The organism is Pseudomonas sp. HP_14, assembly GCF_055283875.1.
Map to the genome: position 1 here is coordinate 31,841 of NZ_JBTOQI010000020.1, position 12,540 is coordinate 44,380.

At 56.0% G+C, this 12,540-nt stretch carries 10 protein-coding genes; 1 reads left to right on the forward strand and 9 read right to left on the reverse strand.

Going from position 1 to position 12,540, the window contains the following annotated elements:
- The first annotated feature begins 9 nt into the window (after positions 1-9).
- Positions 10-1,719 (forward strand): amidase, encoded by a 1,710-nt coding sequence (locus ACYASS_RS14235; protein ID WP_463586609.1) that lies wholly within the window; start codon positions 10-12, stop codon positions 1,717-1,719.
- A gap of 213 nt (positions 1,720-1,932) precedes the next feature.
- Here ACYASS_RS14235 and ACYASS_RS14240 read toward each other — a convergent pair whose 3' ends face one another.
- From ACYASS_RS14240 to ACYASS_RS14280, 9 genes are all read right to left on the reverse strand, one after another.
- A complete protein-coding gene (locus ACYASS_RS14240) occupies positions 1,933-2,565 on the reverse strand; it encodes a response regulator transcription factor (RefSeq protein WP_463586610.1) in 633 nt (210 codons plus the stop codon).
- Positions 2,558-3,580 carry a sensor histidine kinase gene (locus tag ACYASS_RS14245; protein WP_463586626.1) on the reverse strand — a complete coding sequence of 341 codons (1,023 nt, stop codon included), beginning with the start codon at positions 3,578-3,580 and terminating at the stop codon, positions 2,558-2,560. Before ACYASS_RS14245 ends, ACYASS_RS14240 begins: the two co-directional genes overlap by 8 nt.
- Positions 3,581-3,701: 121 nt before the next feature.
- On the reverse strand, positions 3,702-5,006 hold the full coding sequence (locus tag ACYASS_RS14250; RefSeq protein ID WP_463586611.1) for an ABC transporter ATP-binding protein: 1,305 nt from the start codon (positions 5,004-5,006) through the stop codon (positions 3,702-3,704).
- A gap of 10 nt (positions 5,007-5,016) precedes the next feature.
- Positions 5,017-6,630, reverse strand: coding sequence for an ABC transporter permease (locus ACYASS_RS14255; RefSeq protein WP_463586627.1), 1,614 nt, complete (start codon positions 6,628-6,630; stop codon positions 5,017-5,019).
- Positions 6,631-6,991: 361 nt separating this feature from the next.
- On the reverse strand, positions 6,992-7,975 hold the full coding sequence (locus ACYASS_RS14260; RefSeq protein WP_463586612.1) for a 5'-nucleotidase: 984 nt from the start codon (positions 7,973-7,975) through the stop codon (positions 6,992-6,994).
- A gap of 80 nt (positions 7,976-8,055) precedes the next feature.
- Positions 8,056-8,337, reverse strand: coding sequence for a HigA family addiction module antitoxin (locus ACYASS_RS14265; protein ID WP_122666239.1), 282 nt, complete (start codon positions 8,335-8,337; stop codon positions 8,056-8,058).
- Between the two features lie 14 nt (positions 8,338-8,351).
- The gene (locus ACYASS_RS14270) at positions 8,352-8,630 is read right to left on the reverse strand and encodes a type II toxin-antitoxin system RelE/ParE family toxin (RefSeq protein ID WP_463586613.1); all 279 of its coding nucleotides are present in this window, start codon (positions 8,628-8,630) and stop codon (positions 8,352-8,354) included.
- 1,101 nt (positions 8,631-9,731) lie between these two features.
- Positions 9,732-11,285, reverse strand: a complete 1,554-nt coding sequence (locus ACYASS_RS14275) for an SEC-C metal-binding domain-containing protein (protein WP_463586614.1) — start codon at positions 11,283-11,285, stop codon at positions 9,732-9,734.
- A gap of 409 nt (positions 11,286-11,694) precedes the next feature.
- Positions 11,695-12,000, reverse strand: a complete 306-nt coding sequence (locus ACYASS_RS14280) for a hypothetical protein (protein ID WP_463586615.1) — start codon at positions 11,998-12,000, stop codon at positions 11,695-11,697.
- Positions 12,001-12,540: the final 540 nt, after the last annotated feature.

Here is a 12,540-nt window from a genome sequence, read left to right on the forward strand (position 1 = left end):
GAGAACCCAATGATCAACGTCACAGAAGTTTCCATCGCAGCCCTGCGTGCTGCGCTTGAGTCAGGGCAGACCACCGCCGTCGAGCTGGTCGGTGCCTACCTCGCAAGGATTGACGCCTACGATGGTCCGGACACGGCCACCGCACTGAACGCCGTTGTGGTTCGCAATCCAGAGGCAATGGCTGAGGCCCAAGCGTCGGATGCGCGTCGGGCAAAAGGTCAGACGCTGGGGCCGCTTGATGGTATTCCCTACACCGCCAAAGACAGTTACCTGGTCAAGGGCCTCACCGCCGCCTCAGGCAGCCCGGCATTTGCCAGCCTGATTGCCCAACACGATGCGTTCACCATTGGCCGCCTTCGTGAGGCGGGAGCCATCTGCCTGGGCAAGACCAACATGCCGCCGATGGCCAATGGCGGCATGCAGCGCGGTGTGTATGGCCGCGCCGAGAGCCCGTATAACGCTGACTACCTCACGGCACCGTTTGCTTCCGGTTCATCGAACGGCGCAGGCACTGCTACTGCCGCGAGCTTCGCCGCATTCGGCATGGCAGAGGAAACCTGGTCGAGCGGCCGAGGCCCCGCCTCCAACAATGGTCTGTGCGCCTACACGCCTTCGCGCGGAGTCATATCGGTACGCGGTAACTGGCCGTTGACGCCGACCATGGACGTGGTCGTGCCTTATGCGAGGACCATGGCGGACCTGCTGGAAGTGCTTGATGTCATCGTTGCAGAAGATCCTGATACCCGTGGCGATCTCTGGCGTTTGCAGCCTTGGGTAACAATCCCCAGCGTTGCTTCGGTACGTCCAGCGTCCTATGCCGAACTCGCGGCGGACACCAAGATCCTTGCGGGCAAGCGTTTTGGCGTCCCGCGCATGTACATCAATGCTGACCCTGAAGCAGGCACCTCTGAAAAACCTGGCATTGGCGGCCCCACCGGTCAGCGCATCATCACTCGCCCGTCAGTCATCGATCTGTGGCAAGAGGCACGCAAGACGCTTGAAGCGGCCGGTGCGGAAGTGATTGAGGTGGACTTCCCGCTGGTGTCGAACTGCGAAGGTGATCGTCCAGGTGCGCCGACGGTGTTTACCCGCGGACTGGTCTCCAAGGAGTTTCTCCATCATGAACTGTGGGATTTATCGGCATGGGCTTTTGACGAATTCCTGCGCGCCAATGCCGACCCTGCATTGAATCGTCTGGCTGATGTCGACGGCGCAAAAATTTTCCCCCATGACCCCGGCACCCTGCCCAACCGCGAAGACGATCTGGCGGCCGGCATGGACGAATATGTACGCATGGCCGAGCGAGGGATTACCCCGTGGAATCAGATCCCCACCCTGCCTGACGGGCTTAGGGGGCTGGAGCAGACGCGTCGCATCGACCTGGAAGACTGGATGGAAAGCTTGAAGATTGATGCCGTGTTATTCCCGACGGTGGCTGATGTAGGCCCGGCGAATGCCGATGTCGACCCGCACTCCGCCGACATTGCCTGGAGCAACGGCGTGTGGGTTGCCAACGGCAATCTCGCCATTCGCCACCTCGGGGTGCCGACCGTTACGGTACCCATGGGCGTAATGGCAGACATCGGCATGCCTGTGGGCCTTACATTTGCGGGGCGCGCCTACGACGACTCGAACCTGCTGCGCTTTGCTTCGGCCTTTGAGTCGACCGGCAGCAAACGACTGATCCCGCCCCGGACACCGGCATTGAACGAAGAGTGACCTGTGGTAGGTCAGTTTAGAACATCATCGTTTGACCCGACGCTATCGCGCAGCAAACATTGGACTTGTAGGAGCTCACCGAGTTTACGAGGCCAGCGATAGCGGAGTGTCAGACGAAATGCTATCGCTGGCCTCGTAACCTCGGTGAGCTCCTACAAGACTGGGTTTAATCTGAAAATTGCGTTTTGCTTGATAAGAGCAGCCTCAAAGCAGTCAACTATCGGCTTTCAAACGCTCCGACATTTTGACCAGCGTCGCCAGAGAGTCAGCGTCCATTTTGCGCATCAGTGCGCCCCGTCTGACTTTCACGGTTATTTCGCTGACACCCAACCGGGCAGCCACCTGCTTGTTAAGCAGGCCTGAAACGACCAAGGCCATGACCTCACGCTCGCCGTCAGTCAGAGCGGAATGACGCTGCTTCAATTGAGTGACCAGGGCTGCCGCCTCTCTCGCTTGCTTATCCTGACTCAGGCCAAGGCTGATGGCGTCGAGCAGATCCTGCTCACGGAATGGCTTGGTCAGAAACTCGATAGCACCCGCCTTCATGGCTTTCACAGACATGGGGATATCACCGTGACCGGTGATAAACACCACAGGAATCGAAATCCCCAGACGCGCCAGTTCCCGCTGAAAATCCAGACCGCTCATGCCCGGCATACGCACATCCAGCACCAGGCATCCGGGCACATCCGGCAGTGTCGCCTCGAGGAACTCGCGTGCAGACCCGAACGTCATGCAGGCCAGGCCGGTAGACGACAGCAAATCCTCCAGTGACTCACGCACCGAGCGGTCATCATCGACGATGTAAATCATCTCGGCAGTGCTTTGAGCGGCAGTTTCAGGCATCGGGTTCCCTGGCAACAGTTGGCAGTGTGAAATGAAAAGTAGCGCCCCAAGGCAGGTTACTCGAGGCCCAGATACGACCGTCATGCGCCTCGATGATGGAGCGACTGATGGCCAGGCCCATCCCCATTCCTTCAGGGCGGGTCGTGTAAAAAGCCTCGAAAACCCGCTCGCAGTCATCCGGCAACACACCGTTGCCTTGATCAACAACAGAGAAACGCAACTGGTGAGGCGAGTCGAGCACGACATGGCAGTCCAGCCTTCGCCGCTCAGACCCCACTTGACGCATCGCGTCCACAGCATTCAGGGCAAGATTAAGAATGACCTGCTGAATTTGCACTTCATCGGCAAGCACCGGAGGCAGGCCTTCTTCAACCTCTACGTGTAACGCAATGTCGTGCTCCGCCAACTCTCCGGCCATCAATCGCAGAGCGCCGTTAAGCGTGTCCTCGACGTTAAGCCATTGTTTGGCAGGCGCCTGATGCCTTGCCATGCTACGCAACCGCGCAATGATGTCGCTGGCCCGGTGCGTGTCGGTGATTATTCGCTCAACCGCCTGCCGGGCTTTCGGCAGATTGGGTGGGTCCGCTGCAATCCAGCGCAGACAGGCGCTGCCACTGTTAGCCGTGGCAGCCAGCGGCTGATTCAGTTCGTGCGCGATAGAGGCGGCCAGTTCACCCAGCACGTTGACCCGTGCAACATGCGCCAGGTGCGTGCGTGTTTCATGCACTGTACGAATGGCAGTCGACAAGCGCAGCGCCATGTATGTCGTGCAGGCAATAGCCGCGAGACTGATCAGCACATTGATCAGCCCCGCCTCGGTATCACCGAAACGAGTGAAGCGGTAACTCACGATCGTCAGCACCATACAGACGACAGACACCCCCGCCACCGCGCGCGCAGGCAAAAACCTTACCGCGATCAGCACCACGATGGTTTGAAAGACCCCGACCGCAATTTCAAGGTCAGTCACCGTGTCGATTGCAGCAATACCGGATGCCAGCGCAAGCAGCAGCATCAAACGAAGCGTCAACCGGGTTCGTTTCACTGGATTACCATTGCGTGTCACCGCTATCTGGAGGTCAAGGCGGAGTGTATAGCGCCCGCCGGAGACTGTTTACCCAAGAGGATGAATTCAGTCAGGAAGGATTGTCGAGGCTGAATTGATCCGCCACGTCATCGTAAGCAAAAAGCTCGGCATAGCGCCCCCATTGCGTGACACAGTCCAGTGTCACGGCTGCGTCGCTTTGCGACATGAAATCTTCCAGCTCGTCACGAAAGCGCCTCGCCGGTGCCGTCCGCCCAGGACGATCATCAAGCACCCTGCGTATATGGCTGACCAGCGGCACATACTTGAGCAGATGCTGGGCAAACAGCTGCTTGCGCTCATCCACATCCGATTGGGCGTAACGTCGCCCTGCCGCCAGAAGCGTGATATCGCCTTCCTGCATTTCAGCGAAACGCATCAACTGCAGCACTTCGGCGACGGGCAAAAGGTCTCCCGAGGTGTAACGCAACGCCGTTGCCAACTCGCGTAAATCGGCCAGGCCATTAAAGGGAGAGTTGTCGATCGCCTCGATCAGCCCCGCCAATGCGTTGGTCGAAGTCAGCGGCAAGACCATGCCAATACCATTGCCAGCAAATGGGCTTTCACGCAGCGACTGCACAGTATTGCCGCCTGCCATGTGTGCATAGATACTTTCGACCAGGGCCTGAAAGGCAGGGTCTGCGCGGTTACGGGGCTGAGCCAGAGCGACCTCAACCTCACACATGATCCGCCCTGGATTGGAGGAAAGAATCAGTATCCGGTCACACATCAACACGGCCTCTTCGATGTTGTGGGTGACCATTAATATTGACTTGATCGGCATCCGGCCCTCGCTCCAGAGCTCAAGCAAATCAGTGCGCAGCGTTTCAGCGGTCAACACGTCCAGTGCCGAGAACGGCTCATCCATCAGCAGGATATCGGGGTCGACCACCAGCGCACGCGCCAGCCCCACGCGTTGGCGCATGCCGCCTGACAACTCTTTCGGGTAAGCACTCTCAAACCCGTCGAGGCCGATCATATCGATAGCTGCCAGTGCCCGACGGCGTCGCTCAGGCGCAGCAACGCTCAACGCTTCGAGACCGATTTCCACGTTCTGCAGCACGGTCAGCCACGGGAATAACGCGAAGCTCTGGAACACCATGCGCACTGAAGTCGAGATTCCCGGCGCGTTTGCCGGAAATGCGACCAGCCCCGAGGTCGGCGAAACCAGCCCTGCAATGGAGCGCAGCAAGGTCGACTTACCCGACCCGGAGCGCCCCAGTAACCCGATGACCTCGCCGTCGTTCAGGCGCATGGCCACATCGTCCAGCACGACGCGCCGGGTACCGCCCGCAGTACCGTAGACATGACCTAGCCCCTGCACGTCTACCAGACAACGTTTGTCGATCACTTCCATTGGATTGCCCTCAATCAATTCGAAGCCGGCGTTCGGCAAAGCGGTACAACGGTCGCCACAGCAGGCTGTTGAAACCGACCACAAAAACAGACATCACTACAATGCCCAGCGCCACCCGCTGGAAATCTCCGGCGGCAGTAGCCTGAGCGATGAACGACCCCAGGCCCGATGCATACAGATGGTCATCCCCCCACGACACGGCCTCGGCCACGATACTGGCGTTCCACGAGCCGCCTGCTGCCGTCAGCGCGCCGGTCACGTAGTACGGAAACACACCCGGCAGTGCGACTTTTCGCCACCATTGCCAGCCACGTACACGAAACACCTTCGAGGCTTCGAGCAAGTCGGTCGGCAAGGCGCTGGCACCGGCAATAACGTTGAAAAGGATGTACCACTGAGTGCCCAGTATCATCAGCGGCGATAGCCAGATATCGGGGTCAAGCTTCAGGGCGACAATCGTGACCACTGCAAACGGAAACAGGATATTCGCCGGGAATGCCGCCATTAATTGCGCAATGGGCTGCAAGCGTTCCGCCCTGCGCGGATTCAGGCCGATCCATACACCGACGGGTACCCAGACAAGGCTGGCAAGCACAATAAGCACCGCCACTCGCGCCAGCGTGGCGAGCCCAAGGCCAAACACATTGATCACCTCATCCACGCCCAGCGTGCTGCCAATAAAACCTGTCAGTTGATAGATGCCGGTCAGGCACGCAGCAACCACCAGCGCTACCCAGGCGATATCAGTGAGGCGGCGAAACCGGGCGTCGAGCTTGAAAGCCAGCCTGAAACGACCGTGTCCGAACATTCGCCCTGCGGGCACCCAGTCGCGGATGCCTTGCAGGATCGCAAACAAAAACGGCACGAGGCGCGTTGACCTGAGCAGGTCATAAACCCTGGAACGGGGGCGCTTGTGTGAAGCGGTCTGCTCGAATCGAAACTTGTCCGCCCACGCTACGATCGGCCGGAAAAACAGCACGTCATACAGCACGATGACCGCAACCATGGCCACCACCGCCCAACTGATCGCTGCCAGGTCTTTGTGTTGGATCGCGAGCGCCAGCCATGAACCGATGCCCGGTAAATTGACAGTGCTGTCGCCTACGGTAATGGACTCGGAAGCGACGACGAAAAACCAGCCTCCCGACATCGACATCATCATGTTCCACACCAGCCCCGGCGTCCCGAAAGGCAGCTCCACCTTGATGAACCGTTGCCACGCTGAAAATGAAAACTGTCGGCTCACATCATAAAGATCGTTGGGCACTGTCCTGAGCGACTGGTAGAAACTGAACGTCATGTTCCAGACCTGGCTGGTAAATATGGCAAAAACAGCCGCGCACTCCAGCCCCCATTGCTGGCCGGGAAACATGCTCATGAAGAACACGACGGTAAACGTCAGAAAACCAAGAACAGGCACCGACTGAAGAATGTCCAGCGCCGGAAGAATCACCATCGCGGCCTTGCGACTTTTAGCGGCCAGCGTGGCGATAACCACCGAAAAGATCACCGATGCAAACAACGCCGCAAACATGCGCAAAGTGGTGCGCAAGGTGTACGCAGGCAAGTGCGCCAGATCGAGCGACATTGGCGCTGACTCAAGGGCGCTGATGGGCTGATTCATTTGACTGGCGCTGTAAAAGACAAACGTCGTCAGCAGCACGATGGCAGTAACGATCGCACCTTCAGCGAACAGTGATGCGGGGCGATTTTGCACCGGATTACGCACCGGTGCTCTCGGAGTCAAGGGCAGGGAAAAACGCATAAATAAAGCCTCTGTCGCGCTGTCCCGGCGTGCTGCATCTGCCACGTGGAGATGCAGAGCGCCCGGCACAACTCAGTCAACTATGCAGGGTTGCTCAGTCCGGCAAAGCTTAAGCAATGGCTTTGATCTGATCGACAGAAACTAAGGACGTAAAAATATACGTTGGTATAGCGAGGAGAACGTCACTGACTCGCCCGCTGGGCCTTGCTGGGTTGCTCTTTCAAACAGCGCCTTCAATTGCCTCACTGCTACTCGCCACAGGCGGCTCGACAGGTCCCTGATTCGTAATCCCAAACGGAATGTGAACCGACGGTGCCACCGCGCTCGCCGACTTCAGGTGCCCGGACTGATCATCAAAGAAGATGTGTGGCTTCAGTACGGCGAGCACCTTGCCCTTCTCGATACCGCCCAGGAAAAACGCGTCATTGACCATCACCCCCCAACTCTTCAGGGTATTCAGCGCGCGCTCGTGTGAAGGTGCGCTTCGGGCCGTCACGATGGAGACCCTGATCCGGTTTTCATAATCTGGATTGAGCTTTTTGTGCTGCTCTTCAACCGACTGGATCTTCGCCATCCGGACCATGAATTCTTTCAGCGGGCCAGGGTTGTGTGGCTCCATCACGTTCTTCACTTCGTGGGCATGGAATTCCACCAGGCCGGATGACTGCATGACCGTCTCAGCCTCATCACCCGCCAGCACGCCATCAAAGTCGAATGCGATGCGCAAGGTTTTGTCGTCTTCATCGTCATCAAACTGCGAGTCCAGAACCTGGCCTGCGGGATGCCCGGCCTTGATGGCAGCCTCCACATCAGCTTTGTTGCCTGACAGAAACAGCGCGATGTTCAACGCCGGAATGTATTCATACGGCGAGCGCCCCTGCATGAAAATAGCGCGCGTCATCCCCAGCCCGTAATGCTCGATGGTTTTCATCACCCGCAAGCCCGTGTCCGGATCGTTGCGGGACAACAGCACTACCTCGACCAGCGGATCAGACGGGTCACTGCTCAAGTCATTCAGGGACAGCAAACGCTTGATGAACGGAAAGGCGATCCCCTTGGGAAGCGGATTGTTCAGGTTCTGTTCCTGAAACTTCCGATACTCCTCTTCGCCCTGACTTCGAAACACTGCGTCCGAATCCAGCAGATCAAAAACGGCGCTGGAGGCAACGCCGATGACCAATCGATTGTCCAGCTCGTAGGGCATTGGGGTTCTCTTTGGTGGGTTCGGTGAGGGAATGAGGAACTCAGGATACTCTGACTTCTTTCGATTCAATATCACCTACTTCAGGCTGCAACAAGCCGATCTACATCAGGCTGCTGACGATGCTCCGCCTGCCACAAATCGTAGTTGAGCTGAAGACCTAACCAAAAACGTGCAGTACTCAAACCTGCGCGCTCTAGCCGGACCGCAAGATCCGGGCTGATTGGAGACCTCCCATTCACAACTCGCGAAAGCATTTCCCGAGAGAAATGCAGACGCCGAGCCATTTCGGCGATCTTGATATTCAACTCCGGTAGCATCTCATGAAGCATTTCGCCAGGATGGGGTGGGTTGTGCATGGCCATGGTGGCCCTCCTTATTAGTGGTAGTCGAGGTAATCGACCAGTTCGACGTCCGTGTCGATGAATCTGAAAATCACCCGCCAATTGCCACTTACGGTCATCGACCAGAATCCGGCCAATTGGCCCTTAAGCGGATGCAGGCGGTAGCCCGGCAGCATCAGCTCAGAAGAACTGCTGGCCTCATCCAAAGCACCAAGCACCAAGCGCAGACGCTCTACATGATCAAGTTGAATGCCCTTTGTCCTACCTGTTTCGTAGAAAGCCTTCAGGCCCTTGTGTTGAAAGCTTCTTATCATCGTCCGAGCCTAGAGTGTGAAACGCTTATTCACGGTTTGCAAGCATTGATACCTTTAGCCCAGGATTGAGCCGAATCGGTGATGGAGACTCTTGGCATGCAGGGTGGATGGCAAAGAAATCACCATGCAGCATTAAATTGAGTGGTGTTTTGGGAGCACGAAGCACCACCTCTGCACCGCGCAAAAGGTAGCCTCAATCAGGCTCGGACAAGTCTCGGAATGCCGTGAGAAAACTCTGCTTTCGAAAGTAAATCAAACCGCACACTTTGAAGACGGGGAGAAGGCCATCCCTGATTAGCTCTCAAGGGGGCTAGGCGTTCAGTCGACAATGAGCGGCAAAAAGCAGCCGAGCAGGCCATCAACGCTCTGGGTCGTGAATTGGTGGAAAGCATCTGAAGGTCTCCGCGCCAAGGCGGCCAGGGTAATTCACTACATTGCTGAAGCCAGCAAGCTCCCTGGGAGTACTGAAAAACGCTCAGCTGAGACGTTTTGCCTAAGGGCAGGAAAATCGTCAAGTTGACGAGATAGTCGCGAGATTAGAGGCCTGATGTGCGACGCAGCTTATAAATGCGGAACGACTACGTGGATTAGCAGCCTTGCCACCAAACCCCAAAAACGAAAAAGCCCTGAAAATTCAGGGCTTTGACGTATCTAAGATGGCGGAAGCATAGAGATTCGAACTCTAGGACCTGTTACAGTCGGCAGTTTTCAAGCCTCCAAATTTTTCTTTTAAAAACAGCACCATACAGATTATAACGTTCCTAAACTAAAGCATTTACAGTGCCCTGCACACCGCACTCCCCCGTTCTGAAGCCACTTGTTTCGGAACGTCATCTCCATCGTTTTTCAAGCCGCAAACAACTAAAAATCGTACCTCACCATGGTAACCAGGTAGCGGGGTTCCAGCGGACGCAAAAAGGTCCGCCAAGGGGCTTTTCTATGGAGGACAATTTAACGAATGTCTCGTTACTGCCGACTGCCACCCTTCGCAACGGGCAGCAATTTGTCAAAAGTAGACTGTTCTCAAGACGTTAGTCGACCTCATTGAGGCTTGAGGACATTTACAAAATCAGTGAGATTCAGATCCTAACTATGCTGCCATCAACGGCAGCAGTGTTTGTACTTCTTCTCCGAGCCGCAGGGGCATAGTTCGTTCCGACCTACCGGCGAGCCAACATAGGCCTGCGGGGACTGTTCCGTTGTGATTTGGGGGGGAGTGGCACCTATTTGGAACGAAAGGTGGGGGTACGCGTTAGCCATGGCTACCTGTATCTTTTCCCAAATGTATGCGGCAAGCCTTGCACACGCTGGAAGCAGATCCTTATGGTGGGACGTTTCAGTGATTTCCTCTTGGCAGTGAGTAATGAGCGCCAACGCTGAATGGAGTGCGTCTAGATTGTCTACCTGCTTTACCAGGCTGTGAGCTAGCGCATACCGGGCTTTTATTCGAGTTATTTCGCTGCTGAGACATTGTTCATAAAGGGCTTGAGCATCAATGTCGCTTCGACCCGGAATGAGCTTCTGGCTGATTAGTCTGCCGAGTTCAAGCATCGCTTCTGGGTACTTTTGTTCAGCCGCTTCGGTTAGCCAAGTGATAGCTTTCGGGCGGTCACCGGCAAAAGCGTGACCTCGGTGATGGAGCGTGTACAAGTGAAATTGTGCCTGCGGAAACCCAGCCTCAGCAGACTGTAGAGAGCATTCGAATGCAGCCTTGAGGTCTATCGGGCCGCCAATGCCTCGCTCATGCATTTCTCCCAACTGAGCAAGTGCTCCTGGGTGAGACTGGGCAGCAGCCTGCTGATACAGCTCTCTGGCGTATTCTAGATCTTGCGCGTATCTAGCCGACCCCCACAAGTGGCAGTCGCCAATGAAAGCCAACGCGTTAGCGTCGTCTCTATCGCTTGCTCGCCAAACCCAATGCTCGCCCTCTTGGCGTCGTTGTTGAAATTCATCGCCTTGAAGACGCGCAAGGTAAGCTCCGTACTCATACATTGCCTCGACATGTGAACTGTCTGCGGCGAGCTTGAACCAAATATTGGCTTGATCAATGGACTTACGGGATTCAACGCCGTAACCGTCATCAGTTCTGAACACTACCTCTGAGGTTTTTAGGCCATCAGCTTTTTCTTTGAAATGGACTCCGAGCGTGTAGCGCGCCTCAGCGTCTTCCTCGAAAACAGCGCTGTAGCTCAGTTCTCGAAGGTTTTGCTGGGTGAATGGTGTGACCGTGTAGTCAGGGAGGGCACCGAGCACTGGGTTCCGGGAGTGCAAGTACTCGAGCAATTCGAGGGCAGCGGGCAGCGCTTGGCTAAGCATTTCAGTAGCGTCGTGGGACGTATAGCTAAACGCCTTAGGGTGAGCCGCAACATTTCCATGTTTTTGTAGGGTGCGTAGCGCGTTCAGTACTCTGTGGTCTACCAGACGCCTATCTCGCAAGTACGCGATCTTGCGATCAAGATTCAAGTCACGATCCATATTCGGAGCTAGCGTATCGCAGAGCGCTCCCGCAAAGCTTCGCAAGAAGGTGACGGCATAACCCGGCGTCGAAGCGCCTAGGTTCTTTGCCTGTTCGTACAGGTCACCCAGCTGCGGGCTGACGGTGTGCGCAAACTCAATATCGTTCATCGTATGGCCGGTAATTGCAGATTCGAGCATCTAGGGCTAGCTTAAGGCCACCACCTGCTACACCGCGACATTTTTTTATACAATCATTTCAGTGTCACGCAGGGATTCGGCCCAGCAAAACAGGGCCGCGCAGAGACATAAACCCTGACTCCCCCTGCGGAAACCTGAACCATTGGCCCGGTCTTTGGCCCAGCCGTACTGAAGCCCTGCTGCACGAAAGCATGGCCGAAATGCAGCCAGACTCAGCCCCGCCCCCTAAACCGCCCCGCCGTTTTATCGCTGTCCCCGATGATGGACTGGAACCACTTTTAGCTCAGAGCTTGTTTTACTTGGCCTGTACGAGACACCGATATTCTTCGTACCACTTCTGTACCACCAACTTCGTATCTGTGCCTTTAGCCGTTCCATATTTGCGAATATACATTCACGGACATCCTTTTTAGAACAAGCGTGCGAGCGCCTGCGCGATTGCAGCGAAGAGTAGAATTGAAACAATCATCAGCTTGAACACCGTCCAAGAGCTTTCGCCGGTGAAGAATTTCAAGCCCACGAAGGAAATCACCACGCTGATGACAATCCCGGAAGTGTGCACGTTTTTATCGCTGCCCTGCAGCAAATCCCCCGCCAACAGAGACGAGCCGACGACCAAAAAAGCAGGAAAAAACCGCAGGCCAACATCCATGACTCGCGAAGCCAAGACTAGAGCCAACGTATTAAAAAAAACTGACAGTACAAGGCTGATCATTGCCATCTTCCCTGGGGAAACAAGTGTACAGAGACGGCACGCGATGCAGGCCTGCTGCTGGGTGCCAAACGCGAAGGATCCTAATTTATTTCGGCTGACCGTCCAACTGTCATCAACGGGACGCTCTGTATCCCGAGACTCCACCCGAACCTGCCAAATGGGCAGCACGGTTGAGAACCATTCAGAGCTACCGGTAATAGTCAGGCTTGACCCACCGTCTAGATCATCGCTCGACCAGAAACGGAGATAAGTGAACTGATATCAAAAAGCTACTACTAGACAGGACATATTTTTATACCATCATTCCAGTGTCACGCAGGGATCCGGCCCAGCAAAACAGGGCCGCGCAGAGACATAAAACCCTGACTCCCCCTGCGAAAACATGAACCATTGGCCCAGTTTTTTGGCCCAGCCGTACTGAAGCCTGCTGCAGAAAGCATGGCCGAAATGCAGACAGAATCAGCCCCGCGCCCTAAACCGCCCCGCCGCTTTATCGCTGTCCCCGATGATTGAATGGACTGACCATCAAAAATAACCAGT

Excerpts from the sequence above, each read along its gene's own strand:
- ACYASS_RS14245 (WP_463586626.1), bottom strand. The coding sequence starts at position 3,580 with ATGCTGCTGCTTGCGCTGGCATCCGGTATTGCTGCAATCGACACGGTG.
- ACYASS_RS14260 (WP_463586612.1), bottom strand. The coding sequence starts at position 7,975 with ATGCCCTACGAGCTGGACAATCGATTGGTCATCGGCGTTGCCTCCAGC.
- ACYASS_RS14280 (WP_463586615.1), bottom strand. The coding sequence starts at position 12,000 with ATGATCAGCCTTGTACTGTCAGTTTTTTTTAATACGTTGGCTCTAGTC.
- ACYASS_RS14265 (WP_122666239.1), bottom strand. The coding sequence starts at position 8,337 with ATGGCCATGCACAACCCACCCCATCCTGGCGAAATGCTTCATGAGATG.
- ACYASS_RS14240 (WP_463586610.1), bottom strand. The coding sequence starts at position 2,565 with ATGCCTGAAACTGCCGCTCAAAGCACTGCCGAGATGATTTACATCGTC.
- ACYASS_RS14235 (WP_463586609.1), top strand. The coding sequence starts at position 10 with ATGATCAACGTCACAGAAGTTTCCATCGCAGCCCTGCGTGCTGCGCTT.
- ACYASS_RS14275 (WP_463586614.1), bottom strand. The coding sequence starts at position 11,285 with ATGCTCGAATCTGCAATTACCGGCCATACGATGAACGATATTGAGTTT.
- ACYASS_RS14255 (WP_463586627.1), bottom strand. The coding sequence starts at position 6,630 with ATGAATCAGCCCATCAGCGCCCTTGAGTCAGCGCCAATGTCGCTCGAT.
- ACYASS_RS14250 (WP_463586611.1), bottom strand. The coding sequence starts at position 5,006 with ATGGAAGTGATCGACAAACGTTGTCTGGTAGACGTGCAGGGGCTAGGT.
- ACYASS_RS14270 (WP_463586613.1), bottom strand. The coding sequence starts at position 8,630 with ATGATAAGAAGCTTTCAACACAAGGGCCTGAAGGCTTTCTACGAAACA.